We start from the raw sequence: 25,663 nt of genomic DNA on the forward strand, positions 1-25,663 counted from the left end.
TGATTGGTCGCGCCGTTTGCATCGCGAGCAAGCCTGCTCCCACAGGTCTCTGTCGGTTTTTTGGTGCGGGTTCAACGACGCAATTTGAGTGCACTGGCCAGGCTGATGGCCAGTGGTAGGCGTGGCAACAGCGTGGCCTGGTAAGCATGGTAAAGATCCGGTTTGCCGGGCCAGATGTTCTCCGAAGGCAGGTTATCGATCCCCAGTTCGTGATGCCAACTGCCGTGCTGGCGGTCGATCATATGCAGGTCGATATAGTCCCAAAACTGTTGATACCAGACCTCGTATGGGTGCTCGTCGGTGCGTTGCAACAACGCAGCGGCCGCCGCTGATGCTTCGGCCAGGGCCCAGTGCAGGCGCTCGCGCACCACCGGCTGATTGTTCCAGTCCAGGGTGTAGACAATTCCGCTGCCGCCATCGACATTCCAGCCATGCAGGCACGCACTGCTGAACAGTTGGCGAGCGTCTTCCAGCAGCCACGCTGGCGCCGACAAACCGCGCTGTTTGCGGGCGGCTTCAAGGTGCAGCAACAAACGCGCCCATTCGAAGGCGTGCCCCGGGGTTTTGCCGAAGGGGCGAAAGCCATCCGCCGGGTTGTCCCGGTTGTAGTCGGGCAACGGCTGCCAGTGGGCATCGAAATGCTCGACGGGCAGGTAGTCGGACTGCGCCGCATGCTGGTGAATAACCCGCTCGGCAATGCGCAAGGCGCGGTCCAGCCACAGGTCTTCGTCGAGCACATCGGCCAGGGCCAGAAAGGTTTCGGTGCCATGCATATTGCTGTTGGCTCCGCGATACGCCTCGCAGTCACTCCAGTCGCGGGCAAAGGATTCCAGCAGAGCCCCCTCGGCTTCGGACCAAAAACGCTCTTCAAGTACGCCAACAGCTTCGGCCAGCAACTCTGCTGCGCCCTGACGCCCGGCCACCACTGCCGAGCTGGCGGCCAGCGCTACAAACGCATGCAAATAGGCTGCTTTGCGGGTGTTGCCATCTTGCGCAGCGGGGCTGGAAAACCAGCCGCCATGCTCGGCGTCACGCAACGGGCCCGCCAATGCGGCCAAGCCGAGGTCGATCAGCGGAGCGCATCCCGGCAGGCCTTGAATGTGGGCCAGAGAAAAGCTGTGCACCATGCGTGCAGTGGTAACGGTGTCAGCCGTGGCATCATCCGGGCGTTGGCCAAATCGATCCAGCTGGGCGAAACCGAGCGGTACGCGGGCCGCTTTGGCGAAATCCACCAGTGCCCGGCCCTGTTCGTGCAACCACTGCTGATGGGGGGCGGATGTCAGCCAGCTTTCGTTGGTCCGGGTGAGGTCGGTCATGTGCCACCTGTATTGTTTTTGTCGTTATTCAGCGCTCGCAGACTAAGGGATTGGCCGCCCGGCTGAAAGCTTTCATCTCTGGGTATAGCTTAAATTTCCGGCACCCAGCGCTGCGACCAGTCGCTGTCCTGCTTGACGATTTCGCGCAGCAGTTCGATGCCTTGTTGCAAGGCCGCACTGTCTCGTTCGCGCGAGTACACCAGATAGGTCGGGTAGCTGAATTCGGGGGCCTTGGGTACACGCTCAAGGGCCCCGCTGTCCAGGTAGCTCTGCACCACGCGAGTGCGGAAGTAGCCGCTACCGCCGTTTTCCAGAATGTAATGCAGGGCTACCGGCCCCAGATTGAAACTGATGGCTGCCCGCGACTTGTCGGGAAGGGCGGCGTCATGCTGGCGGCGAAAGTCCTCGCCCCACTCGATGTACACATAAGGATCGGGTTGCCCCGGCCGACGAATCTGGATCAGTTTTTCTTCGAGCAACTGCTCCACCTGGACCCCGGGCCAATAGGCCGGTTGATAGACCAGTGCAGCGTCCAGCAAGCCCATTTCAACCTGGCGCAACAACTGCTCGGCATCGCTGATCTGGATGCGCAGGGCATGGGTGGTGAGGTGTTGGCGCAAGGCCTTGGCCCAGCTCAGGATCAGTGGGTTGCACAGGCTGACTTCGCCGCCGATGTGCAGCAACTGATCCAGACCTTCAGGGCGCGGCAGGTCGCGACGGGCGGCCTCCCAGGTTTGCAGCAGTTGATTGGCGTATACCACAAAGGCTTCGCCCTCGGGGGTAAGCCGGGCGCCTGCGCGGTTACGGATAAACAGCGTGACGCCGAGCAGGCTTTCGAGCTTGTGCACCCGAGCAGTTACGGCGGTCTGGGTGACATGCAGTTTTTCAGCTGCGCCAACCAGGCTGCCATAGCGAACTATTTCAAGGAAGGTGCGAGCCAGGTCGAGGTCCATAAACACGCCAGTGTGCAAGAGGCCAGCAGTGTAAGGCTAATGCGTCAAAAACACATGAAACAACGACCTTTATTGGCACGCATCAATGTTTATTTCCTGCATCAGGCTAACGTCTCTCCCCTTGGCACAGGGTGGCAGTGATGTGCTGAGCAACGATACATAAAAAAAGGGATTACAGACATGGATGACTTGAAGCGACAGTACGACATTCAACCTTTGATGCAGACCGATATGTCCATTCTCATCAATGGCCAAACGGTTGACGCAGCTCGAGGAGAGACCGTACTCAGCGTATTGAACTCAGTCGGCATACGGCAATTGTCGCCCAATGATCACGGCCAGATAAATGGCGCTTATTGCGGTATGGGTGTGTGCTACTGCTGCCTGGTGAATATCGATGGCCGACACAAGCGTCGCGCCTGCCAGACGGTGGTGCAGCCCGGAATGCAGGTCGAGACCGGAACAAACCGGATCGCCGAGCAGGAGCTCGCGCTATGAATGCCAAACCGGTGATTGTCGGCGGCGGCCCGGCGGGTATGTCGGCTGCGATAGAGCTGGCAGAACACGGGGTGCACAGCACGTTGCTCGAAGAAGCTTCACGCCTGGGCGGCGTGGTCTATCGCGGACCTTTGCGCGACGGTGTCGAACTTGACTACCTGGGCGAGCGCTACAAGGACGCACGGCAAAAGCTGCACCGCGAATTTTCGGCCATTGCCCATTTTGTCGATGTGCGTCTCAACCATCGCGTGGTTGGCGGGCAAGGTGAACAATCTCTGCAAGTGCTGGACGACAGTGAGCAGTTGCAGCAAATCGGCTTCGAACAACTGGTGTTGTCCGCTGGCTGCCATGAACGCAGCGTGCCGTTCCCTGGCTGGACTACTGCGGGTGTAATCATGCTCGGTGGTCTGCAACTGCAGATCAAAAGTGGCGTGGTCAAGCCCAAGGGGCCGGCGCTGATCGCCGGTACAGGACCTTTGCTGATGCTGGTGGCCTGCCAGTTGCACGCGGCGGGTGTGGAAGTGGCCGGGGTATATGAGGCGTGCGAGTTTGGCCGGATTGCCAAGCAAAGCCTGGCACTGCTCAATCAGCCGCAGCTGTTTCTCGACGGTTTGAGCATGCTGGTTTACCTCAAGCGCCATGGCGTGGCCGTGCATTACGGTTGGGGTGTAGTGCAAGCAAGGGGCGAGGGTGAACTGAGCGAAGTGATCGTGGCCCCGTACTCCAGCACCTGGCTGGCCGATATGAACAAGGCGCAGGCGGTGCCAGCTCGCACCCTGGCGGTGGGCTACGGGTTTATTCCGCGGACTCAACTCAGCCAGCAGATGGGCCTTGAGCACGCTTATAACGTCGATGGTTATCTGGCGGTCAAAGCCAACAACTGGCAGCAGAGCAATCAGCGGTCAATCCACCTGGCCGGGGATGTCACCGGCATGCGCGGCGGTGAAGCGGCGATGCTCACCGGGCGCATTGCAGCGTTGTCGATTTTGCTGCAACGCGGGGTTTTGAGTGAAAAACAGGCGCTTGAGCAGCGCCGCGTGTACCAGTCCAGGCTCAACACTATCGTGCGCTTTCGTGGCGGCATTGACCGCTACACCCAGCGCGGCACGCGTCAGATCGAATTGCCGCAGGCGGACACGGTGGTGTGTCGTTGTGAAAATGTGACCCGTGCGGACATCGACCTGGCCCTGAGCCAGGGCGTGCAAGACATGGCCAGCCTGAAAATGCGCACCCGAATCAGCATGGGCGACTGCCAGGGCCGGATGTGCGTCGGCTATTGCAGCGATCGCCTGCGTGAAGCCACCGGGCGCAAGGATGTGGGCTGGTTGCGTCCGCGCTTTCCGCTGGAACCCGTACCGTTTTCGGCTTTTACCAATGCGTGCAAGGATGCCTGACATGATCAAGACTTATGATGTGGTGATTGCCGGTGGTGGTGTTATTGGCGCGTCCTGTGCCTACCACTTGTCTCGTCGCCAGGATCTGAAAATCGCCATGATCGACTGCAAGCGCCCCGGCAATGCCAGCCGCGCTTCGGCAGGTGGTTTGTGGGCTATCGGCGAGTCTGTAGGGCTGGGTTGCGGGGTGATTTTTTTCCGCATGATGTCTGCCGAACGCAAGCGCGAAGCACAGGGTTCGGCAGTAATTGTCGATTCCACCACGCCACATATCCTGCCTGATTGTTTTTTCGACTTTGCCCTGCAATCCAATGCGCTGTACCCCGGCTTGCACCAGGAGCTGCTGAAAAAGCACGGCATGGATTTCAAGTTCGAGCGCACCGGGCTCAAGTACGTGATTTATGACGATGAAGACCGACAGTATGCCGAGCATATCGTCGCCAACATTCCACACTTGGCCGATGAGGTCCGCTGGCTCGATCAGGCGGCCCTGCGCGAGTCGGAGCCGAGTGTCAGCCACGACGCGCAAGGTGCACTGGAATTTCTGTGCGATCACCAGGTGAGCCCGTTCCGTCTGACCGATGCTTACACCGAAGGGGCGCGGCAAAATGGCGTCGACCTGTACTTCAATACCAACGTCACTGAGGTGTTGCGTCAGGGCAGCAAGGTGATCGGCGTGCGCACGGATAACCATGGTGCATTCCACAGCAAAACCCTGATCAACGCTGCTGGCGCCTGGGCGGCAGACCTCAGCGTAATGGCCACCGACCTGAGCATCCCTGTGGCGCCGGTCAAAGGTCAGATTGTGCTGACTGAACGCATGCCCAAGTTACTCAACGGCTGCCTGACCACCAGTGATTGTTACCTGGCGCAAAAGGACAACGGCGAAATCCTGATTGGTAGTACCACGGAAGACAAAGGGTTTGACGTGAGCACCACCTTTCCTGAAATCACGGGGCTGGTGCAGGGCGCGATGCGGTGTATTCCTGAACTCAAGGACGTGAACCTCAAGCGTACCTGGGCCGGGCTGCGTCCGGGCTCGCCCGATGAGTTGCCGATTCTTGGACCAATGAAGGGGGTCGAGGGGTATTTGAATGCATGCGGTCACTTCCGTACCGGCATCCTGACCTCTGCGATAACCGGTGTGATGCTCGATGCGCTGGTACGAGATGAGCCGCTACCGCTGGATGTCACGCCGTTTCTGGCAGATCGTTTTGACTTGCAACCGGTGATGCGGAAAAAAGTCATGGGCGCATAAACGCCTCTGAAGGCTGTGGGAGCGAGCCTGCTCGCGATGTTTTTGAGGCCTTCGCGAGCAGGCTCGCTCCCACTGATGTTTTAGAAGGTGTATTTGGTGGTCAGCATCAGGTTGCGCGGTTCGCCGTAGTAAGTGGTGCTGAAGTTGCCCAGGCCTGACAGGTATTTTTTGTCGAATACGTTGTTGGCGTTGAGGTTGAATGTCAGGTGTTCGTTGTACTCGTAGCGGGTCATCAGGTTGACCAGCGCATAGCTCTGCTGCTCGATGATGTCGTAGTCAGATTTGGATTCGTTGTAGATCCTGCCGTAAAACGGGCTCTGCCAGTTTACGCCACCGCCCACGGTAACCTTGTTCATCACTCCCGGCAGGCGGTAGCTGGTGAACAGCCGTGCCACGTTTTCAGGCTTGGTAGTTTCCAGCGGGTAGCCATACAAACGGCCGCCATCTTCGGTTTTGGTCTGGGCGTAAGTGTAACCGGCCATCACGTTCCAGTCGGGCATCAGCTCACCGGCCAGTTCAAGTTCGATGCCTTTGGTGGTCGCACCATCAACCGACTTGTAGTAGGTCTCGTTGGCTGCATCGATACCATCAACGACGGCCAGATTTTTCTGCTCGGTGCGAAAAATCGCTGCGGTGGCATTCAGGCGACCGTCGAAGTATTCACCCTTCAAACCGATTTCGTAGCTGTTGCCTTCGGTGGGGGCCAGGGTGGTTCCGGATTTGCTCCTCTCGGTGACCGGTTTGTAGATCGAGGTGTAACTGGCGTACGCCGAGTAGGTCTCGTTCAGGTCATACACCACACCGGCATACGGCGTGACTTTGCCGTGCTGCTTGGAGGTGGTTTTGTTGTCTGAAAATCTAGCGGACTGCACGTAGTATTTATAGGTGTCGTTGTACTGGTAGTCGCTCAGGCGACTGCCAAGGATCAGCGCCAAATCGTCGGTCGGTTTGAAGCGCGCAGCGATATAGGCGCTGTTCTGGTTTTGATTCTTTTCGTACTTGCCGTTTTTCGGGAAGTACGGTTTCGGGTAATCGCCGGACCAGTCAAAGATGCTGCCCGGGACCGCGCCGACCTGGGAGGCGTCAAAGGTCGCACCGGTTTGTCTGGACGACTGTGAAGTGGCGCCTACCACCAACTCATGTTCGCGGCCAAACAGGCTGAACGGGCCGGTAGCGTTGATATCAGCAGTGTTCTGTACGCGATGGCCTTCCCACTTGCCCCAGTAGAAGAACATACCTTTACCGGTGACCGGATCAGGCATGCCACCGCTGGCCGATGCCAGTTGGGTGTCGTGATCATTGGTTTGCTGGGTCAAGGTGCCTTTGACTTTCCAGTCGTTGGCAAAGCGGTGTTCAAGGGAGGCGAAGGTCGACTGTGCCTGAACGTCACGACGGCTCCAGTCAGTGGCCGGGTTGAATGAGCGACTGAAATCGGTCTTGGTGTAGTTGGAGAAGTAGTACGGGTTACCGGTCCATGACGAGCCGCGTGGCTTGATGTTCTGGTAGTCCATGCCGAAGGTGAACAGGGTGTCCGGGGTCAGGTCGGCCTCGATGATGCCGTAGAACACATCATTCTTTTTCGAGGCGTGATCGCGGTATGAGTCGGCATCCTGATAGACCCCGACAAAGCGTCCACGCACGCTGCCGTCTTCATTCAACGGCCCGGAAATATCACCTTCGGTGCGGTAGTTGTCCCAGGAACCGGCGCTGGCAGTGACTGAGGCCTTGAATTCGCGGGTCGGTTTTTTACGGATCAGGTTCACCGTAGCCGATGGCTCGCCGGAGCCTGACAACAGACCAGTGGCGCCTTTGATGATATCGACGCGGTCATACAGAGCCATGTCGACCTTGGTCGCGCCTTCATCGAACACACCGTCATACTGCGTGTTGACGCCATCGTACTGGAAGTTGGTGATGGCATAGCCACGGGCCGAGTATTCCATGCGGTCGCTGTCGTAGGCCTGGGTGGAAATCCCCGGCGCGTTGCGCAGCACATCGCCGATGCTTTGGGCAGCCTGGTCGTCCATTAGCTGACGGGTGATCACGGTAACGGTTTGCGGGGTTTCGCGGATCGACAACGGCAGTTTGGTCGAGCTGTTTGTGGCACCGGTGGTGTAGGAGTGTGTGTCTTCGGTGGTCAGTGAACGGCCCATGCCCTCGCCGGAAATATTGGTCGCGCCAAGCTCCAGGCCTTTGCCTTGAGGTGCACTGAGAATCACCGTATCGCCATTGAGCTGATACGAAATGCCGCTGCCTTGCAGCAGGGATTCCAGTGCCTTGACCGGTTCCAGCGAACCGGACACGGAATGCGACTTGATGCCTTGAACCTGATCCGGGCTGTACAGGATTTGCAGGTTGGCTTGCTTGCCCAGTTCATTCAGCGCGCTGGCCAGTGACTGCGCCGGAATATTCAGGGCCACTGGAGCCGCCTGAGCAATGGATGAACCCAGTAATACCGAGGCCACAAAGGCGCTGGACAACAGGGTGCGGCGAACAGTCTGGCGCTGGGTAGCGATCGAAAGAGGGGTCCGGCTCAAGTTTGGTCGTTGCATTGCGTGCCTAGGCTCCAGAGAAGGAAAAATCTTTCTTGTTAATGGGAATAGTTATTAGACGCAGCACGATCAGGAAACCAGAAACAAGTTCCGCAATTAATTCGGATTATTTTTTTCAGCTGTTGCGGGAGTCGCGGTGAGTTGTGTCAGGCGACATCCAGCGCGGTGCTGACTTTGCCGCTGTCCATGCGTACCAGTTGGTCGGCAACGTCGAAGTAACGGTCGTCGTGGGAAATCACGATGATGGTTTTGCCCAGGCGCTTAAGGTCCGGCAACAGCTCGGTGTAGAAAATGCGGCGGAAGGTGGGGTCCTGGTCGGCGGCCCATTCGTCAAATACCAGCACCGGGCGTTCTTCGAGCCAAGCATTGACCAGCGCCAGGCGCTTGCGTTGGCCGGTCGAGAGGTCGGTGGTGCTGAACTGACCGTCGGTGATACTGACCTTGTGCGAAATTTCCAGGCGCTTGAGGTATTGCTCGGCGTCCTGGGGGATTTTCATGTCGCCTTGCACCACGTCGTCGAACAGGTAGTAGTCGGCAAAAATGGTGGTGAACAACTGGCGGTAATCATCGCGGCTTTGGGCCGTGACGGGGTTGCCGTTCAGGCGGATTTCACCTTGCTGCGGTGCGTACAGGCCTAGCAGCAGTTTGATCAGGGTAGTTTTGCCGCAACCGTTTTCACCGACGATAAACACAATATCGCCCTGCTTGATCTGCAGGTTGACCGGCCCCAAGTGGAACGGGGCACTGCCATCCACGGCTGGAAAAGTGTAATTGACGTCCAGCAGTTCCAGGCTATTTACCGTCTTGTCCTGTTCCCCCGGCTCGCTGAGCAGCAAGTGCGGTTCGGGTGAGTTGAATTGCTCGGACAAGTCGGCGATGCGCCGGAATGCGATTTGCGCACGGCTGATGATCGGCAGGGTGCTGATCAGATGCTCCAGCGGGCCTTTCATATACAGCAGCACCAGGACAAAACCACTGATAACGCCAGGATTATTGCTGGGCCACCAGGACTGCATGGCCAAGGCCAGGCCAATGACCACGAAGAACAGCATCGAGCCCAGGCTTTTGGCGATCACAAAGGTATTGATCGAGCGTACTTGGATGTCGCAGATTTTTTGCGCCGTGCGCGCAATGCCGCTGACGAACATACGCTGACGGCGTGGGCGATGGATGCGCAGTTCCTTGGCGCCCTCGGCAATTGCGTTGTAATGCTTTTGCAGTTCGTCCTCGGCTTCGCGGGCTTCGCTGAAGCCGTTGAGGCCGTAGCCACGGGCAATGTATTGAATGACGGTGCCGATCACGATTGCCACCAGCATCATCAAGAACATGGGCCACGACAGCATCGCCAGATAGCCCATGCAGCCCAGGGTCACGGTCAGGGAAATGGCCAGCGGCGCAAAGGCAAAGGCAAAATCACTGATGGTGTCGACATCGTGGGTCAGCACCGGGATCAGGCGGTGGCTGCGGTAGCGTTCGATTTGCGAAATCGGCGCCGAGAGTACTTTTTCGCCCAGCTCTTTGCGCAACCTGGCAATGATGTGCTGGCCGACGTAGTTGCTGCCAATATCCGAGCAGATGCTACTGGCCAGTGCCAGCACGCAGAGCCCGGCGAACAGGGCGACCACCTGCTGTGTGAGGCCGCCTTCGGCATGCAGTGCGTTATTGATGGTTGCCAGCAATACCGTGACGCTTAACCCGCCGACCATCCCCAGCAATACGGACAGGCTGACGATCAGGCGAAACGGCTTGAGCAGGGTCAACAGTTCTCTCAGAACCCCGGGCGAGGTCCGGGGTGTAGCGGGCTGGCTCATAAACAAGAGTTCCTTGGATCAAGGGGAGGGCAGTCTCTTGTGAACGAGTGATTGGGTCGCGGATTTAGCGACTGAGTGGTTACAGATCGCGCTCTACCCGGAACCCGATCCAGTCGCCACGGGTTTGCGGGTAAATATCGTTGCGGTTGCCCGAGCGAGAGAACACCGGCGCCTCACCCCAGTCGTTGCCGCGAATCTGGTGCAGTTCGCAGGTGCTGTCAGTGACCCAGGCGCTGCCGTCGGCGGGCGCACCGATGTAGTCGTTGTGCTTGCAGTCCGCCAGCCACTCATAAACGTTGCCGTGCATGTCGTATACGCCAAATGCGTTGGCCGGGTAGCTGCCCGCCGGTGAGGTGTAGCTGTAGCCATCGGCGGGGCCGTAGGTGTTGGCATGTTTGGCAATGCTGTATGCCTTGCCTTCATCCATCGGGAACGGGAAAGGCCCGGTAGACCCGGCCCGTGCAGCGTATTCACGGGTGGCCTCGCTGACCATGCGATACGGTTTGGCGGTTTTTTTGGAAATCCAGCTGACGTAGTTTTTGACGTCGTTAAAGTCCATGCACACCGCTGGTTGGCGCGGCCCTTGGGGATAGCGCGGTTTGCTGGCGATGCAGGCACGCCCCGGGCGGTCGTCGCCATCGGCAATCGTGACTCCGGTCTCCTTGATATACGCATCGAACTCGCCTGCTGTGATCTGGAAGCGGCTGATGGCAATCGGTTTGCTGAAGGTCACGGTGTGCATCGGGCCTTCATCAGGTTCGCGCCCGACTTCATCTTGCGGTGTGCCCATGACGAAACTGCCAACGGGCAGTACCACCATTTCAGGGCAATGCTTGCAGTCCTTGAAGACCGTGCCCGGTGGTGTGGGCGGGTTGGCCTGGGCCAATGCGGGTATGGCACTGGCAAACAGGGCGGTGAGGGGCAAGTAATACAGTGGCTTCAACTTAAACATGGGCTGTGGTTTCACTTTAGTGAGTGGGTGCTGGCCTGGCGGCTTTTTGCACGGTGTCCCAGACGCGCAAAAAGTTGCCGCCCCAGAGTTTGGCTATGTCCGCCTCCGAGTAGCCGCGCTGCAGCAGCTCGGCGGTGACGTTGCGGGCCTCGCTGACATCCTTCCAGCCATCCAGGCCGCCGCCGTCGTTGAAGTCGGAACTGATACCGACATGGTCGATGCCGATCTTTTTCACCGCATAGTCGATCGCATCGCCGTAATCCTTGAGCGTGGCTTTGGGTTCTTGTTCGACGATGCTGTACAGGCCGCTGGCGTATTGGCCGAAGCGCTGTTCGGGCCACACGGTAATGATCGCGTCGCCGGGCATCAGGGCCATTTCCAGATTGCGCAGCGGCGGTAAATCGAACTGGCGGCGCAGGGTATTGAGTTTGTCCTGGCTGTCCTGGCTGAGCGGGCGCAGATAGGTGCCGAAACCCACAATCTGCACGACCCCGCCACTGTCTTTGATCAGTTGCATTTCCTTGTCACTGAGGTTGCGCGGGATGTCCACCAGGGCCCGTGGCGCTGAGTGCGAGGCCACCATTGGGGTGCGGCTGAGCTGGCTGACTTGCTCCAGGGCTTTGCTCGACATTTGCGACACGTCAATGATCACGCCCAGGTCGTTTAGCCGCTGCACGGCCTGTTTGCCGGTCGCGGAAAGGCCGTTGAGCGCATCCGGGGTGTCATTGAAAAACGGCAAGGGGCGTGAGGAGTCGGCCCACTGGTTATTGCCCACATAGCTGAAGCCAAACATGCGCATGCCGCGCGCGGCCCATTGGTCGAGCTGGTTGAGGTCGTTACCCAGTGGATAGGCGTTAAGCATGCTGATGAAAATCGCAAATTTGCCCTCGCCGTGCAGTCGCCTGAAGTCATCCGGGGTGTAGGCAATTGCCACTTGATTGGGGAAGTCACGGACCATTGCACTGATGATTTGGTAGCGCGCCTCCTGTTCATTGCGCGCCGCTGCGACAAACCCGTCAGTTGGTCGATGCGGGGCGTTGGGCCCGTTCCAGATTTCCGGCCAGGCAAAGATCGTCAACGCAGCACCCGACAAGCGCCCCTTGGCCGTCTTCACCAGATCGAACTGGCCAGGGCCATCCTTGTCGGCTTCATTGCCTGCTGTACCAAACTCCATTGGCACAGTGATATGGCTGTCGAAGGACAGGACCCGCGTTTGCAGCTCATCTGCTTGTTTGATGATGTTCAGCGGGTATCCTGCATTGCCTTTGTAGAAGCTGTCCCAGACCACAAATCCGCCACCGATGGCAGCGGCCAGCACTAGAGGAAGTCCGATCAACAGGGCTTTTTTTGCACGTGGTTTAGTCATTGCCTTCTCTGTAGGAATCCGCAGGCGCAGGGCCTTTGCTATCAGAAAAGAACGAGGAGCAAGGCCCGGAATTTAATCGGCAGTCTGGAATGGTGAGTCGTTCTATGGGTAGAACGATGAATGTCAAAAAAGCAGACTACTCATATCCACGAATCGAATCTAAGCTTGTGACCATGATTTACAGGAGGTGCAACATGAAAAAGATTCTTGGTGTTTACGCAGCCCCCCGCCCTCATTGGGTAGGCGATGGTTTTCCGGTTCGCACGATGTTTTCGTACGACAGCATGGGCAAACACATCAGCCCGTTCCTGTTACTCGATTACGCCGGCCCCGCAGAGTTTTCGCCAACCACAGAACGTCGTGGTGTAGGTCAGCATCCGCATCGCGGGTTTGAAACCGTAACTATCGTCTACAAGGGCGAAGTCGAGCATCGCGATTCCACCGGTAACGGCGGGGTGATCGGGCCAGGTGATGTGCAGTGGATGACCGCCGCGTCGGGGATCCTGCATGAGGAGTTCCATTCCGAGGCGTTTGCCCGCAGTGGCGGCGCGCTGGAAATGGTTCAGTTGTGGGTCAACCTGCCAGCTCGGGACAAAATGTCCGCGCCGGGGTATCAGGCAATTGTGGATCAGGAAATTCCTGATCTCGCGCTGAAAGACCATTCCGGGCGTTTGCGGCTGATTGCCGGTGAGTTCGACGGCAAGCGCGGTCCGGCGCATACCTTTACGCCGATAGACGTGTGGGATATCCGCTTGAATGCAGGCAAGTCGACTACGCTCGATTTGCACCAAGGCCGCAACACCGCGTTGGTGGTGCTGCATGGCGCAGTTGAGGTCAATGGTCAGGAAGTGGTGCGTGAAGGGCAGTTGGCGCTGTTTGAACGCGACGGTACACAAATCCGTCTTGAGGCCAATAACGATGCGGTGCTGTTGATTTTGAGCGGCGAGCCGATCGACGAGCCAATCGTGGGGCACGGACCGTTTGTGATGAATACAGACGCCGAAATCCAGCAGGCATTTGTGGACTTCCAGTCGGGCAAATTTGGCCGGATGCCCGCGTAGACATAACGCACTAAACCGTAGCTCCAGGTCATGAATGTTCATGGCCTGGCCATTTGTATCTTCTTCCAGAGAGTGAAATCCCATGACAACTTCTTACAAACGTTTGGACAAGGACAATGCCGCCGTTTTGTTGGTGGATCACCAGGCGGGCTTGCTGTCGCTGGTAAGGGATATAGATCCGGACAAGTTCAAAAATAACGTGCTGGCGCTGGCCGATCTGGCCAAGTACTTCAACTTGCCAACCATTTTGACCACCAGTTTCGAAACCGGCCCCAATGGCCCACTGGTGCCCGAGCTGAAGGCCTTGTTCCCGGAGGCGCCGTATATCGCTCGTCCCGGTCAGATCAATGCCTGGGATAACGAAGACTTCGTCAAGGCGGTCAAGGCCACCGGCAAGAAACAACTGATCATTGCTGGAGTCGTGACGGAAGTGTGTGTGGCGTTCCCGGCACTGTCCGCATTGGCTGAAGGCTTTGAGGTGTTTGTGGTGACGGATGCTTCCGGTACGTTTAACGAGATCACCCGGAATTCGGCCTGGGAACGGATGTCGTCTTCAGGGGCGCAATTGATGACCTGGTTCGGCCTGGCCTGTGAGCTGCATCGCGACTGGCGCAATGACGTTGAAGGCCTGGGTGCGTTGTTCTCCAACCACATCCCGGATTACCGCAACCTGATCACCAGCTACAGCACCTTGACCGCTGGCAAATAAACGATAGGTGCACGCGAACTCGGAGCAGTTGCCGAGGGCCGCAAGCGGCTACAGAGATACTTCAACCGTGGGAACGAGCCTGCTCGTTCCCATATGTGGCTTGGCCTGTAACAGAGTCGCTACAGGTTTTGAGCGATGCTCACACCCGCTCGAAAATCACCGCTATGCCCTGACCGCCGCCGATGCACATGGTCGCCAGGGCGTAGCGGCCCTGTATGCGGTGCAGTTCGTGGATGGCCTTGGTGGCGATGATCGCACCCGTGGCGCCTACCGGATGGCCCAGGGCAATCCCCGATCCGTTGGGGTTGACCTTGGCCGGGTCCATGTCCAGTTCCTGCATTACAGCGCACGCTTGGGCGGCGAAGGCGATATTGGCTTCGATAACGTCCATGTCCTCGATCTTCAATCCCGCCCGTTTCAGTGCCAGCCGCGTCGCTGGTATTGGCCCCAAACCCATCAGTTCAGGCTCTACCCCGGCATGGGCATGGGCATAGGCCACGAGCCGCGCCATGGGCGCAAGGTTGCCAGCTTGAACCGCAGCGCCACTGGCCAATACCAGCGCCGCTGCACCGTCATTGAGCCCCGAGGCATTGCCTGCGGTCACGCTGCCGTCCTTTTTGAACGCCGGTTTCATCTGCGCCAGCTGTTCCAGGGTGGTGGCCCGTGGGTGTTCGTCCTGACTGAACTGCACGCTGCCTTTACGGCTGCGTACCTCGACTGCGGCGATCTGGCTGTTGAAGTAGCCCTGGGCGATGGCCCGGGCTGCACGCTGCTGATCTTCAAACGCCAAGGCATCCTGGGTCTGACGGCTGATGCTGTTGCGCTCGGCGATGTTCTCGGCGGTGATGCCCATATGAATGCCGTGGAACGGGTCGTGCAGAATGCCAAGCATGTAATCGAGCATCTGCGCATCACCCATGCGCGCACCCCAGCGGGCTGCTGGCAGCAGGTATGGGCCGCGGCTCATGGCTTCGGCACCGGCGCCAATGGCGAACTCGGCGTCGCCGAGCATTAGCGTATGGGCGGCCGAAATAATCGCCTGCAAGCCCGAACCGCACAGGCGATTGACATTGTAGGCCGGGGTTTCCTTGGGAATTGCGGCGTTGATCGCGGCGACTCGCGCCAGATAGGCGTCCTGGGGCTCGGTCGGGATCACGTTGCCCATTACCACGTGGCCGATGCGCTCCGGGTCGACCTTGCTTGTCAGCAGCGCAGCTTTTAGCGCGGTGGTAGCCAGATCGGCCAAGGGTACGTCCCTGAGTGCACCACCAAAGGTGCCGATGGCCGTGCGCTGGGCGCTGAGGATGAATATTTCAGAAGCTTGCATGGCGGGTCCTTATTGTTTTATTGGGCCAAATGAGCGGGATTATTTCACCAGAATACGGGGTTGTGAGTCGTCCGTTTGAGGTGCAAGCGTATCGACCTGGCTATCGAGCAGTGTCATGAAAGCATGGGCGGCATTGGACAAGGTGCGTTCGGTATGCACGATGTAACCCAACTGCCGGGTCAACTGGATACCGGGCAAGGTGATCGAGGCCACTTGTTCGTCAAGCATGGTGCGCGGCAGCACGCTCCAGGCCAGGCCGATGGAGACCATCATCTTGATGGTCTCCAGGTAGTTGGTGCTCATGGCGATATTGGGCGTCAGGCCCTGGGCTTCAAACAGGCGATGGACAATATGGTGGGTAAAGGTGTTGCCGCCGGGGAACACTGCCGGATGGCGCGCAATATCGGCCATGCTGACGGCCTTTTGCCGGGTCAGGCTGTGCTCCGGGGCGACCACGAAATCCAGCGGGTCGTCCCATACCGGCACGGCACGGATCAGCGAGTGAGGTTCAGGCGCCAGGGTGATCACAGCCAGTTCGGCGCGGCCATGCAGAATTTCGTCGTAGGCTACTTCTGAATCGAGAAACTGGATATCCAGCGCGACCTTGGGGTAAGTGCGGGTGAATTCACGCAGTAAAGGTGGCAAACGGTGTAGGCCGATGTGATGACTGGTGGCCAGAGTCAGGCGTCCGCTGACCTCGCCATTGAGGTTGTTCAGCGCCCGGCGGGTGTCATCCAGAACGTTGAGAATCTGATAGGCCCGCGGCAGCAAGGCCCGGCCTGCCTCGGTCAGGCTGACCTCACGCCCCAGCCGGTCGAACAGCCGGAGCTTGAGTTGCTGCTCGATGCTGGCGATGCGTTTACTGATGGCGGGCTGGGTCAAAAACAGCCGTTCGGCGGCCCCGGAGAAGCTTCCGGTTTCAGCAATGGCGATAAAAGCATTGAGATTCGCGAGATCCATCTATTCGAATTCCTGTTGGTTATCCAAAGCATGAAAATTATGAATTTGAGTTATTCACTGTAACGCCATAGGATCGACCTCACAAGCCAAGTGGTTATTGGCACAGAAAAGTAGCTGATGAGGAAACCGTCTGATGGCCGGCAAAACGCTCTACGACAAGCTCTGGGATTCGCATTTGGTCAAGCAGCGCGACGATGGCTCGGCGCTGATCTACATCGACCGTCATATCATTCACGAAGTGACGTCGCCGCAAGCCTTTGAAGGCCTGCGTCTGGCCGGGCGCAAGCCTTGGCGCATCGATGCCAACATCGCGACCCCGGACCACAACGTACCGACCACGCCAGAGCGCAAGGGCGGGATCGAAGCGATTGCTGACGAGGTTTCCCGTCTGCAGGTGCAAACCCTGGACGATAACTGTGACGAGTACGGCATCACAGAATTCAAGATGAATGACGTGCGTCAGGGCATCGTTCACGTGATCGGCCCGGAGCAGGGCGCGACCTTGCCGGGCATGACCGTGGTGTGTGGCGACTCGCACACCTCGACCCACGGTGCTTTCGGCGCATTGGCCCACGGCATCGGCACTTCCGAGGTTGAGCATGTGCTCGCTACGCAGTGCCTGGTGGCGAAAAAAATGAAGAACATGCTGGTGTCGGTTGAAGGACAATTGCCGTTCGGCGTGACCGCCAAGGACATCGTACTGGCAGTGATCGGCAAGATCGGCACTGCAGGTGGCAATGGTCACGCCATTGAATTCGCAGGCAGCGCGATTCGCGAGTTGTCGGTTGAAGGCCGCATGACTATTTGCAACATGTCCATCGAGGCGGGCGCCCGTGTGGGGCTGGTGGCGGCGGATCAGAAGACTGTCGACTACGTAAAGGGTCGCCCATTTTCGCCAAAAGGCGCCGAATGGGACTTGGCAGTCGAAGCCTGGAAAGACCTGGTGTCCGATAGTGACGCCAAGTTTGACAGCGTAGTTGAACTCGACGCCGCACAGATCAAACCGCAAGTCAGCTGGGGCACTTCGCCCGAGATGGTCCTGGCGGTTGATCAGAACGTGCCGGACCCGGCGCAGGAAGCTGATCTGGTCAAGCGCGGTTCGATTGAGCGTGCGTTGAAGTACATGGGGTTGACTGCCAACCAGGCAATTACCGATATCCAGCTGGATCGCGTGTTTATCGGCTCGTGCACCAACTCGCGGATCGAAGATCTGCGCGCTGCAGCGGTAATTGCCAAGGGCCGCAAAGTAGCCTCCACCATCAAGCAGGCGATTGTGGTGCCGGGTTCGGGGCTGGTTAAAGCCCAGGCCGAAGCGGAAGGGCTGGACAAGATTTTCCTCGAGGCCGGTTTTGAATGGCGCGAGCCAGGTTGCTCGATGTGTTTGGCGATGAACCCGGACCGTCTGGAGTCCGGCGAGCATTGTGCATCGACCTCCAACCGCAACTTCGAAGGCCGTCAGGGCGCCGGTGGCCGTACTCACCTGGTGAGCCCGGCAATGGCCGCCGCCGCAGCTGTGAACGGTCGTTTTATCGACGTCCGCGAATTGATCTAAGGAGCGCAGCATGAAAGCTTTTACTCAGCACACGGGTTTGGTCGCTCCTTTGGATCGCGCCAACGTCGACACTGACCAAATCATTCCCAAGCAGTTTTTGAAGTCGATCAAGCGCACCGGCTTTGGCCCTAACCTGTTTGATGAATGGCGCTATCTGGATGTGGGGCAGCCGTATCAGGACAACTCCAAGCGCCCGTTGAACAAGGATTTCGTGCTCAACGCCGAGCGTTATCAGGGCGCCAGCGTGTTGCTGGCCCGTGAAAACTTCGGTTGTGGTTCCAGCCGTGAGCACGCGCCCTGGGCGTTGGAAGAGTACGGCTTTCGCAGCATCATCGCGCCGAGTTATGCCGACATCTTCTTCAATAACAGTTTTAAAAACGGTCTGTTGCCGATCATCTTGAGTGACTCGGAACTAGATGAGTTGTTCGCCCAGGTAGAAGCCGAGCCGGGTTACCAGCTCAGTATCGACCTTGAAGCGCAGACAGTGACCCGCCCGGATGGCAAGGTGCTGAGCTTCGAGATCGATGCGTTTCGCAAGCACTGCCTGCTCAATGGTCTGGACGATATTGGCCTGACCTTGCAGGACGATGTGGCGATTGCCGCCTTTGAAAGCAAGCACCGTGCAAGCCAGCCGTGGTTGTTTCGCGACGCGTGATTGCATTAGATCTTCGTAGCAGCTGCCGCAGGCTGCGTCCGGCGACGCAGTCGTCGTGAAGTCAGAGAATGCGTTTTTTCAGGCTTTACGATTGCTTCGCAACCGGACGTAGCCTGCGGCAACTGCTACAGGTATGGCGCCACTCTTGGAAAGGACATCATCATGACCAGCACCGCCCAGCACAGTCAGGTTGTACAAAAGCAGTTCGGCGAGCAGGCTGCGGCCTATCTGAGTAGTGCCGTGCATGCGCAAGGCACTGAGTTCGGGCTGCTAAAGGCCGAATTGACCGGCAAGTCCCAGGCGCGCGTTCTTGATCTGGGGTGTGGCGCGGGTCATGTGAGCTTTCACGTTGCCGCGCTGGTTAAAGACGTGGTGGCCTACGACCTGTCGCAGCAGATGCTCGATGTCGTGAGCGCAGCGGCAATCGATCGTGAGCTGGGCAATATCAGCACCGTCTGCGGTGCCGCCGAGCGCCTGCCGTTCGCCGATGGTGAGTTCGATTACGTGCTGAGCCGCTATTCGGCGCACCACTGGAGCGATCTGGGCCTGGCCCTGCGTGAAGTGCGCCGGGTGCTTAAACCGGGCGGTGTGGCGGCGTTTATCGATGTGATTTCTCCAGGCAGCCCGCTGTTCGACACCTATCTGCAAAGTGTCGAGGTGCTGCGCGACACCAGCCATGTGCGTGATTATTCGACCGCCGAGTGGCTGCGCCAGGTGAGTGAGGCCGGTTTGCATACGCGCAGCACACAGCGTCAGCGTTTGCGTTTAGAGTTCAGCTCCTGGATCGAGCGTATGCGTACGCCGCAGGTCATGAGTGCCGCCATTCGCCAGTTGCAACAGTCGATGGGCGCGGAAGTTCGCGATTATTTTGAAGTTGAAGCCGATGGCTCGTTCAGCACCGATGTGCTGGTGCTTTGGGCTGAGAAGTAACCCTAAAAATTTCAGGATGCGCCTGCGGGGGCATCAAAAGACAAGAAAGAGGAACCCATGAGCAAGCAGATTCTGATTCTCCCAGGCGACGGTATTGGTCCGGAAATCATGGCCGAAGCGGTCAAGGTGCTGGCGTTGGCCAACGACAAGTTCAAGCTGAACTTCGAACTGACCCATGATCTGATCGGCGGCGCGGCCATCGACAAGCATGGTGTACCCCTGGCTGACGAAACCCTGGAGCGCGCCCGCGCTGCCGACGCTGTCTTGCTGGGTGCTGTGGGTGGTCCGAAATGGGACAAGATCGATCGTGATATCCGTCCTGAGCGCGGCCTGCTGAAAATTCGTGCGCAATTGGGCCTGTTCGGCAACTTGCGTCCGGCGATTTTGTATCCGCAACTGGCCGACGCGTCGAGCCTCAAGCCTGAAATCGTCGCGGGCCTGGATATCCTGATCGTCCGTGAATTGACTGGCGGCATCTATTTCGGCGCTCCACGCGGCACCCGCGAATTGGAAAACGGTGAGCGTCAGGCCTATGACACCCTGCCGTACAGCGAAAGCGAGATCCGTCGCATCGCCCGCGTCGGTTTCGACATGGCCCGTGTACGAGGCAAAAAGCTGTGCTCGGTAGACAAGGCCAACGTACTGGCGTCCAGCCAACTGTGGCGTGAAGTGGTCGAACAAGTGGCCAAGGACTACCCGGACGTCGAACTGAGCCACATGTACGTCGACAACGCCGCCATGCAACTGGTGCGTGCACCGAAACAATTCGACGTGATCGTGACCGAGAACATGTTCGGTGACATCCTGTCCGACCAGGCTTCGATGCTCACCGGCTCCATCGGCATGCTGCCGTCGGCGTCGCTGGACACCAACAACAAGGGTATGTACGAGCCGTGCCACGGTTCGGCGCCGGATATCGCAGGGCAGGGCATTGCCAACCCGCTGGCGACCATTCTGTCGGTGTCGATGATGCTGCGTTACAGCTTCAACCAGACCGCCGCTGCCGATGCCATTGAGCAGGCAGTGAGTCTGGTTCTGGACCAAGGCTTGCGTACGGGTGACATCTGGTCGACCGGTTGCACCAAGGTCGGAACACAGGAAATGGGCAACGCAGTAGTCGCGGCGCTGCAGAATCTGTAATCTCTCGGGCCCGTTACTTCCTGTTGGTGGAAGTAACGACCCCACTTTTTGTTAAAGGTGTCGTTGCGATGAAACGTGTAGGTCTGGTCGGTTGGCGCGGTATGGTTGGTTCCGTGCTCATGCAGCGGATGCTGGAAGAGCAGGATTTCGATCTTATTGAGCCGGTGTTTTTCACTACTTCCAATGTCGGTGGACAAGGTCCGTCCGTGGGTAAGGATATTGCCCCGCTCAAGGACGCTTACAACATTGAAGAGCTGAAAACCCTTGATGTGATCCTGACCTGCCAGGGCGGCGACTACACCTCTGAGGTGTTCCCGAAGCTGCGTGAAGCAGGCTGGCAAGGTTACTGGATCGATGCGGCGTCGACCCTGCGGATGCAGGATGACGCGGTCATTGTTCTGGACCCGGTCAACCGTAAGGTGATTGACCAACAGCTGGATGCGGGCACCAAGAACTACATCGGCGGCAACTGCACGGTCAGCCTGATGCTGATGGGCCTGGGCGGTCTGTTTGAAGCCGGTCTGGTGGAATGGATGAGTGCCATGACCTATCAGGCGGCCTCGGGTGCCGGCGCGCAGAACATGCGTGAACTGATCAAGCAAATGGGTGCTACCCATGCAGCCGTTGCAGATCAACTGGCTGACCCTGCCAGCGCCATCCTCGACATCGACCGTCGTGTGGCTGAAGCCATGCGCAGCGATGCGTACCCGACCGAGAACTTCGGCGTGCCACTGGCTGGCAGCTTGATCCCGTGGATCGACAAAGAGCTGCCAAACGGTCAGAGCCGCGAAGAGTGGAAGGCGCAAGCAGAAACCAACAAGATCCTGGGTCGTTTCAAAAACCCGGTTCCGGTGGATGGTATCTGCGTACGTATCGGCGCGATGCGTTGCCACAGCCAGGCATTGACCATCAAGCTGAACAAGGATGTGCCAATCGCTGATATCGAAGACTTGATCAGCCAGCACAATCCTTGGGTCAAGCTGGTGCCGAATCAGCGTGAAGCCAGCATCCAGGAGCTGAGCCCGACTAAAGTGACTGGCACCCTGAATGTGCCGGTCGGCCGTCTGCGCAAGCTGAACATGGGTTCGCAGTTCCTCGGTGCCTTCACCGTGGGCGACCAGTTGCTGTGGGGCGCGGCAGAGCCGTTGCGCCGCATGCTGCGGATCTTGCTGGAGCGTTAACCCGCCCCCGGCAGCCCAAGGCCCGCCTCTCGCAAGAGAGGCGGGCTTTTTATTGGATTATCAGGTGGCAATTAACCGTAGCAGCTGCCGAGGAACGAAGGCTGCGTCCGGCGACGCAGTCGTCGTAAAGCCTGAGCCTACGGTCTACCTGTTAAACCGCGTACACAGGTTTTACGATTGCTTCGCAATCGGACGCAGCCATCGTTCCTCGGCAGCTGCTACGAGTCGTCATCAGTCATCAAATATGCCGGTTGCGTTGCCTACCGAGGTTGTGCCCGGTACAGTGCCGCTCCCCACGTTTCGCCTGAGGTAGACACATGAGCCAGTCCTTTGATATCGCCGTCGTTGGCGCCACCGGCACTGTCGGCGAAACCATCGTACAAATACTGGAAGAGCGCAATTTTCCGACAGCGGATTTGCACTTGTTGGCCAGCAGCGAGTCAGCTGGACATTCGGTGCCTTTTCGCGGCAAAAACGTAAGAGTGCGTGAAGTCGATGCATTTGACTTCAGCAAAGTGCAGCTGGTGTTCTTTGCCGCAGGCCCCGCCGTGACCTTGAGCTTTGCCGCCAAGGCCAGCGCAGCTGGCTGCATCGTTATCGACTTGTCCGGAGCATTGCCTTCGGCCCAGGCGCCGCAGGTGGTGCCCGAGGCCAATTCGCAAGTACTGGAAGGTTTGAAAAAACCGCTACAAGTCAGCAGCCCAAGCCCTTCAGCCACAGCCCTGGCAGTGGCGCTGGCCCCTTTGCGCGGCTTGCTGGATATGCAATATGTCAATGTGACCGCGTGCCTCGCGGTATCTGCTCAAGGCCGTGAAGCGGTTTCAGAACTGGCGCGTCAAACCACTGCGTTGTTGAATTTGCATCCGCTGGAGACCCACTTTTTTGATCGCCAGATGGCTTTTAACCTGTTGGCACAAGTTGGCAAGCCAGACGCTCAAGGCCATGTGCCGCTGGAAAAACGCCTGGTGACTGAGCTGCGCGAAGTGCTGGGCATGCCAGCGCTGAAAATATCGGCCACTTGCATTCAAGCACCGGTGTTTTTTGGCGATAGCTTTAGTGTGTCTGTGCAGTTGGCCGGGCCGGTGGATCTGGATGCGGTCAATGCCGCACTTGAAGCGGGCGACGGTATCGAGCTGGTTGAAGACGGAGATTACCCTACTGCGGTTGGAGATGCGGTCGGCCAAGACGTGGTGTACGTCGGGCGGGTGCGCCATGGTGTGGACGACACGTCGCAACTCAACCTGTGGCTGACCTCGGATAACGTGCGTAAAGGTGCTGCGCTGAACGCAGTGCAGTTGGCTGAGTTGTTGATAAAAGACCAGCTGTAAAAGATACTTGGCGCCAATTTGTAGCAGGTTGTCACAGGGTTCCAGTGCCGGTCATCGCAGTTAAGCTGCTGTCAGGGCTTGCAGGTTTAAAGGGGTGATGTGTCTGGCGGCAAAGCCCCGGACCATGCCTTCAGGCAGCAGCTATGCAGGTCTCGTGGGACGAGGTCTGTACCAAAAAGGAAGAGGCTATGGTTCAGGTTCGCAAATTAGTGTTAGCAATCGCCGCCGCTTCGGCGCTGTCATCCGGCATGGCGCAGGCGCTTGAGCTCGGGGAGCTGACCCTTAAGTCGACTCGCAACCAGCCGCTGCTGGCGGAAATCGAGTTGCTCGACGTCAAGGATCTGACTGCCGCGCAAGTTGTGCCGAGCCTGGCCGCGCCACAGGAATTCAGCAAGGCAGGCGTGCCGCGTCCGGCATTTCTGGATGATCTGCATTTCACTCCGGTGATCAATGCCAACGGCAAGAGCGTGCTGCGCGTTACTTCCAGTCAGCCGCTGTCCGAACCTTTCGTGAAATTCCTGGTGCAGGTGATGTGGCCAAACGGCCGCTTGATGCGCGACTACAGCGTGTTGTTCGATCCTGCAAAGTTCTCGCCCCAGACGGCCGCTGCGGCAACATCGGCATCTGCCGAGCCTGCGCAATACACCACTTCGTCCCGTGACACCCTATGGGAAATTGCAGCGAAGGCCCGCAATGGCGGCTCGGTGCAGCAGACCATGCTGGCGATCCAGGCCCTGAACCCCGACGCCTTTATCAACGGCAATATCAACCGTCTTAAAACCGGCCAGGTGCTGCGCCTGCCGGATGCTTCGCAAAGCGCCCAATTGCCTCAGGCCAAGGCCGTTAGCGAAGTCGCATCACAGAATGCCGACTGGCGCAGTGGGCGTCGTACCGTACCGCTGGCTCAACAGCTGGATGCAACCGGTCGCAAGTCCGCGTTGCCGCCTGCTGCCAAAACCACGACTCAGGATGGCTTGAGTCTGGTTTCGGGCCAGGCTGGCAAAGGTGCTGCCGGGGACGCCAAAAGTGTCAGCGACAAACTGGCAATGGCCCAGGAGGGCCTGGATACCAGTCGCCGTGAAAATGCCGAGCTGCAAAGCCGGATGAAAGATTTGCAAAGCCAATTGGACAAATTGCAGCGCCTGATCGAATTGAAAAACGATCGGTTGGCCAAGCTTGAGGCCGAAAGTGCAGTGCCTGCGATAGCGGCGCCTGGCATACAGCCTGCAGATTCGCCTGAAGCCGATATTGCCCCGGCAGTCGAGGGCGCGCCTGCTACCGCTGTAGCGCCAAGCCCAGTCGAAAATGACGTGACGCCAAGCTCCGAACGAAAAATTCAGGATCTGCTGGGTAGCCCGCTATTGCTCGGACTGGTCGGTGGCGGGGCAGTCTTGCTGCTGCTCTTGTTGCTGTTGTTGGCCCGTCGTCGCAAAGCTCAGCAGGCAGCGCTAAAGCATGCGCGAATGGCCCGTGAACTCGAAGATGAGTCCGACTTTGCGGTTGATCTGGACATGCCGCAAAGCAGTTTTGAAGGGTTGGAAACGCCGGCGCGCAACGTCAAGCTTGAGTCGGCTCCGGCTCCGGCTCCGGCTCCAGTGCCAGTGCCTGTGGTTGAACCCGTAGCGCCCGTTGTCGCGGCGGTATCATTGACCAAACCTGCTGCCGAGGTGTTGGAGCAGGCCGAGAAGCTGATCGAACAGCGCCAGTTGCCTGAGGCCGCAGCGCTGCTTGAAGCGGCGTTGGAGCAAGCGCCGCAGCGCAGTGATTTGCGCCTCAAGCTGATGCAGGTCTATGGCGAGCAGGGCGAGCGTGATGCGTTTGTCGCGCAGGAGCGTCAACTGGTTGCCAATGGCAAAAATCACGCGCAGGTCGAGCAGCTCAAAAAGCGCTACCCGGGCATGGTTGTGGCTGCGGCAGCGGGCATTGCCACGGCGGCAGTTGCTACACAGCTGCAAGCACAGTTCGTTCAGGAAATGATGCGTGACGATCGCGAGGTCGAAGCAGAACCTGAGCGGGTGGTACCGGTTGAAGAATTTGATCACGATTTTGATCTGAGTCTCGATGAGCTTGAAGAGGCTTCACCTGCCGTGTTGTCCGCGGACTTGAATCTCGGCAAGCCGGCCGCCGACAGCTTTGAGGCCGTGCTTGAACAACAGGCCGAGGTTCAGGCCGCTCGCGAAGAAGTGACGGACTTCGATCTGGACCTGCCTGCGGACTTCGATTTGTCCCTGGCTGACGAGAGCGCCCCTGTGAGTGCGGCGCCGGACAGCTTTTCGCTGGAGCTGGACAAGGTCAATGCCGAGCTGCAGCGCTTGTCGCAAAGCCTTGAGCAGCCGTCGCTGGCTGAGCCTTTTGCCGATGATGAGCCTGAATTCGACTTCCTGTCGGGTGCCGATGAAACAGCCACCAAGCTGGATCTGGCACAGGCCTATATCGACATGGGCGATGACGAAGGCGCGCGGGATATCCTGACCGAAGTCATGGAGGAGGGTAATGCCCAGCAGCAGGCTGAAGCGCTGGAAATGCTGTCGCGGTTGACCTGATGCAGCACTTGTAGCAGCTGCCGTAGGAACGAGGCTGCGTCCGGCGACGAAGTCGCCGTAAAATCTGAATGCCCGGCCTTACAGGAAGATCGTGCATTCAGGATTTACGAGCGCTTCGCACTCGAACGCAGCCTCGTTCCTTCGGCAGCTGCTACGCGGTTTTGCGTGCCCCGCCGT

Annotated in this window: 20 protein-coding genes; 12 read left to right on the forward strand and 8 right to left on the reverse strand. The window is 58.5% G+C overall.

Annotation, left to right across the window (positions count from 1 at the left end):
- Positions 1 to 71 precede the first annotated feature (71 nt).
- Both V6L79_RS12980 and V6L79_RS12985 read right to left on the reverse strand, forming a co-directional pair.
- A complete protein-coding gene (locus V6L79_RS12980) occupies positions 72 to 1,316 on the reverse strand; it encodes an AGE family epimerase/isomerase (RefSeq protein ID WP_338578893.1) in 1,245 nt (414 codons plus the stop codon).
- Between the two features lie 89 nt (positions 1,317 to 1,405).
- Complete coding sequence (locus tag V6L79_RS12985) at positions 1,406 to 2,269, reverse strand: LysR family transcriptional regulator (protein ID WP_261741902.1); 864 nt, start codon at positions 2,267 to 2,269, stop codon at positions 1,406 to 1,408.
- 180 nt (positions 2,270 to 2,449) lie between these two features.
- Here V6L79_RS12985 and V6L79_RS12990 point away from each other — a divergent pair, with 180 nt between their 5' ends.
- From V6L79_RS12990 to hcnC, 3 genes are read left to right on the forward strand one after another with little or no spacing between them, the layout of a single operon-like run.
- Entirely contained in the window at positions 2,450 to 2,767 is a 318-nt protein-coding gene (locus tag V6L79_RS12990; protein WP_321836220.1) for a (2Fe-2S)-binding protein, read from the forward strand.
- The gene (gene hcnB / locus V6L79_RS12995) at positions 2,764 to 4,161 is read left to right on the forward strand and encodes a cyanide-forming glycine dehydrogenase subunit HcnB (protein WP_338578894.1); all 1,398 of its coding nucleotides are present in this window, start codon (positions 2,764 to 2,766) and stop codon (positions 4,159 to 4,161) included. The genes V6L79_RS12990 and hcnB overlap by 4 nt, the downstream gene beginning before the upstream one ends.
- Before the next feature lies 1 nt (position 4,162).
- Positions 4,163 to 5,419, forward strand: coding sequence for a cyanide-forming glycine dehydrogenase subunit HcnC (gene hcnC, locus V6L79_RS13000; protein ID WP_261741905.1), 1,257 nt, complete (start codon positions 4,163 to 4,165; stop codon positions 5,417 to 5,419).
- Positions 5,420 to 5,499: 80 nt separating this feature from the next.
- Here hcnC and V6L79_RS13005 read toward each other — a convergent pair whose 3' ends face one another.
- From V6L79_RS13005 to pvdM, 4 genes are all read right to left on the reverse strand, one after another.
- The gene (locus tag V6L79_RS13005) at positions 5,500 to 7,971 is read right to left on the reverse strand and encodes a TonB-dependent siderophore receptor (RefSeq protein ID WP_261741906.1); all 2,472 of its coding nucleotides are present in this window, start codon (positions 7,969 to 7,971) and stop codon (positions 5,500 to 5,502) included.
- A 146-nt stretch (positions 7,972 to 8,117) separates the two neighbouring features.
- A complete protein-coding gene (locus tag V6L79_RS13010; protein WP_338578895.1) occupies positions 8,118 to 9,782 on the reverse strand; it encodes a cyclic peptide export ABC transporter in 1,665 nt (554 codons plus the stop codon).
- Between the two features lie 79 nt (positions 9,783 to 9,861).
- Entirely contained in the window at positions 9,862 to 10,734 is an 873-nt protein-coding gene (locus V6L79_RS13015) for a formylglycine-generating enzyme family protein (RefSeq protein WP_338578896.1), read from the reverse strand.
- 16 nt (positions 10,735 to 10,750) lie between these two features.
- On the reverse strand, positions 10,751 to 12,100 hold the full coding sequence (gene pvdM / locus V6L79_RS13020) for a pyoverdine-tailoring dipeptidase-like protein PvdM (RefSeq protein ID WP_338578897.1): 1,350 nt from the start codon (positions 12,098 to 12,100) through the stop codon (positions 10,751 to 10,753).
- A gap of 194 nt (positions 12,101 to 12,294) precedes the next feature.
- Between pvdM and V6L79_RS13025 the strand changes: the two genes are divergently transcribed.
- Entirely contained in the window at positions 12,295 to 13,161 is an 867-nt protein-coding gene (locus V6L79_RS13025; RefSeq protein WP_338578898.1) for a pirin family protein, read from the forward strand.
- A gap of 82 nt (positions 13,162 to 13,243) precedes the next feature.
- Positions 13,244 to 13,870 (forward strand): isochorismate family cysteine hydrolase YcaC, encoded by a 627-nt coding sequence (gene ycaC / locus V6L79_RS13030; RefSeq protein ID WP_338578899.1) that lies wholly within the window; start codon positions 13,244 to 13,246, stop codon positions 13,868 to 13,870.
- A 139-nt stretch (positions 13,871 to 14,009) separates the two neighbouring features.
- On the opposite strand, the gene V6L79_RS13035 is transcribed toward ycaC, so the two are convergent.
- Both V6L79_RS13035 and V6L79_RS13040 read right to left on the reverse strand, forming a co-directional pair.
- Positions 14,010 to 15,197 (reverse strand): acetyl-CoA C-acyltransferase family protein, encoded by a 1,188-nt coding sequence (locus tag V6L79_RS13035; RefSeq protein WP_338578900.1) that lies wholly within the window; start codon positions 15,195 to 15,197, stop codon positions 14,010 to 14,012.
- Between the two features lie 39 nt (positions 15,198 to 15,236).
- Complete coding sequence (locus tag V6L79_RS13040) at positions 15,237 to 16,157, reverse strand: LysR family transcriptional regulator (protein ID WP_261741913.1); 921 nt, start codon at positions 16,155 to 16,157, stop codon at positions 15,237 to 15,239.
- A 133-nt stretch (positions 16,158 to 16,290) separates the two neighbouring features.
- Between V6L79_RS13040 and leuC the strand changes: the two genes are divergently transcribed.
- From leuC to V6L79_RS13075, 7 genes are all read left to right on the forward strand, one after another.
- Complete coding sequence (gene leuC / locus V6L79_RS13045) at positions 16,291 to 17,709, forward strand: 3-isopropylmalate dehydratase large subunit (RefSeq protein WP_261741914.1); 1,419 nt, start codon at positions 16,291 to 16,293, stop codon at positions 17,707 to 17,709.
- A gap of 10 nt (positions 17,710 to 17,719) precedes the next feature.
- Positions 17,720 to 18,364: a 3-isopropylmalate dehydratase small subunit gene (leuD, locus tag V6L79_RS13050; RefSeq protein ID WP_261741915.1), complete on the forward strand. Its 645-nt coding sequence runs from the start codon at positions 17,720 to 17,722 to the stop codon at positions 18,362 to 18,364.
- Positions 18,365 to 18,526: 162 nt separating this feature from the next.
- Entirely contained in the window at positions 18,527 to 19,294 is a 768-nt protein-coding gene (locus V6L79_RS13055; RefSeq protein ID WP_261741916.1) for a class I SAM-dependent methyltransferase, read from the forward strand.
- A gap of 57 nt (positions 19,295 to 19,351) precedes the next feature.
- Entirely contained in the window at positions 19,352 to 20,434 is a 1,083-nt protein-coding gene (gene leuB, locus V6L79_RS13060) for a 3-isopropylmalate dehydrogenase (protein ID WP_261741917.1), read from the forward strand.
- Positions 20,435 to 20,502: 68 nt separating this feature from the next.
- On the forward strand, positions 20,503 to 21,615 hold the full coding sequence (gene asd, locus V6L79_RS13065) for an aspartate-semialdehyde dehydrogenase (RefSeq protein WP_261741918.1): 1,113 nt from the start codon (positions 20,503 to 20,505) through the stop codon (positions 21,613 to 21,615).
- Between the two features lie 317 nt (positions 21,616 to 21,932).
- On the forward strand, positions 21,933 to 22,943 hold the full coding sequence (locus V6L79_RS13070; protein ID WP_321837657.1) for an aspartate-semialdehyde dehydrogenase: 1,011 nt from the start codon (positions 21,933 to 21,935) through the stop codon (positions 22,941 to 22,943).
- 188 nt (positions 22,944 to 23,131) lie between these two features.
- Complete coding sequence (locus tag V6L79_RS13075; RefSeq protein WP_338578901.1) at positions 23,132 to 25,486, forward strand: FimV/HubP family polar landmark protein; 2,355 nt, start codon at positions 23,132 to 23,134, stop codon at positions 25,484 to 25,486.
- The last annotated feature ends 177 nt before the right edge of the window (positions 25,487 to 25,663 follow it).

The sequence above is a fragment of the Pseudomonas sp. ML2-2023-6 genome (assembly GCF_037055265.1).
In the GTDB taxonomy this organism is placed as follows: Bacteria; Pseudomonadota; Gammaproteobacteria; order Pseudomonadales; family Pseudomonadaceae; genus Aquipseudomonas; species Aquipseudomonas kulmbachensis.

What these genes read in the sequence shown, in the direction of transcription:
- V6L79_RS13025 (WP_338578898.1), top strand. Translation starts at nt 12,295, where the DNA reads ATGAAAAAGATTCTTGGTGTTTACGCAGCCCCCCGCCCTCATTGGGTA.
- V6L79_RS13035 (WP_338578900.1), bottom strand. Translation starts at nt 15,197, where the DNA reads ATGCAAGCTTCTGAAATATTCATCCTCAGCGCCCAGCGCACGGCCATC.
- V6L79_RS13010 (WP_338578895.1), bottom strand. Translation starts at nt 9,782, where the DNA reads ATGAGCCAGCCCGCTACACCCCGGACCTCGCCCGGGGTTCTGAGAGAA.
- V6L79_RS12985 (WP_261741902.1), bottom strand. Translation starts at nt 2,269, where the DNA reads ATGGACCTCGACCTGGCTCGCACCTTCCTTGAAATAGTTCGCTATGGC.
- hcnB (WP_338578894.1), top strand. Translation starts at nt 2,764, where the DNA reads ATGAATGCCAAACCGGTGATTGTCGGCGGCGGCCCGGCGGGTATGTCG.
- V6L79_RS13005 (WP_261741906.1), bottom strand. Translation starts at nt 7,971, where the DNA reads ATGCAACGACCAAACTTGAGCCGGACCCCTCTTTCGATCGCTACCCAG.
- V6L79_RS13040 (WP_261741913.1), bottom strand. Translation starts at nt 16,157, where the DNA reads ATGGATCTCGCGAATCTCAATGCTTTTATCGCCATTGCTGAAACCGGA.
- ycaC (WP_338578899.1), top strand. Translation starts at nt 13,244, where the DNA reads ATGACAACTTCTTACAAACGTTTGGACAAGGACAATGCCGCCGTTTTG.
- V6L79_RS13070 (WP_321837657.1), top strand. Translation starts at nt 21,933, where the DNA reads ATGAGCCAGTCCTTTGATATCGCCGTCGTTGGCGCCACCGGCACTGTC.
- leuD (WP_261741915.1), top strand. Translation starts at nt 17,720, where the DNA reads ATGAAAGCTTTTACTCAGCACACGGGTTTGGTCGCTCCTTTGGATCGC.
- asd (WP_261741918.1), top strand. Translation starts at nt 20,503, where the DNA reads ATGAAACGTGTAGGTCTGGTCGGTTGGCGCGGTATGGTTGGTTCCGTG.
- leuC (WP_261741914.1), top strand. Translation starts at nt 16,291, where the DNA reads ATGGCCGGCAAAACGCTCTACGACAAGCTCTGGGATTCGCATTTGGTC.
- V6L79_RS12980 (WP_338578893.1), bottom strand. Translation starts at nt 1,316, where the DNA reads ATGACCGACCTCACCCGGACCAACGAAAGCTGGCTGACATCCGCCCCC.
- V6L79_RS13055 (WP_261741916.1), top strand. Translation starts at nt 18,527, where the DNA reads ATGACCAGCACCGCCCAGCACAGTCAGGTTGTACAAAAGCAGTTCGGC.
- V6L79_RS13015 (WP_338578896.1), bottom strand. Translation starts at nt 10,734, where the DNA reads ATGTTTAAGTTGAAGCCACTGTATTACTTGCCCCTCACCGCCCTGTTT.
- hcnC (WP_261741905.1), top strand. Translation starts at nt 4,163, where the DNA reads ATGATCAAGACTTATGATGTGGTGATTGCCGGTGGTGGTGTTATTGGC.
- leuB (WP_261741917.1), top strand. Translation starts at nt 19,352, where the DNA reads ATGAGCAAGCAGATTCTGATTCTCCCAGGCGACGGTATTGGTCCGGAA.
- V6L79_RS13075 (WP_338578901.1), top strand. Translation starts at nt 23,132, where the DNA reads ATGGTTCAGGTTCGCAAATTAGTGTTAGCAATCGCCGCCGCTTCGGCG.
- pvdM (WP_338578897.1), bottom strand. Translation starts at nt 12,100, where the DNA reads ATGACTAAACCACGTGCAAAAAAAGCCCTGTTGATCGGACTTCCTCTA.
- V6L79_RS12990 (WP_321836220.1), top strand. Translation starts at nt 2,450, where the DNA reads ATGGATGACTTGAAGCGACAGTACGACATTCAACCTTTGATGCAGACC.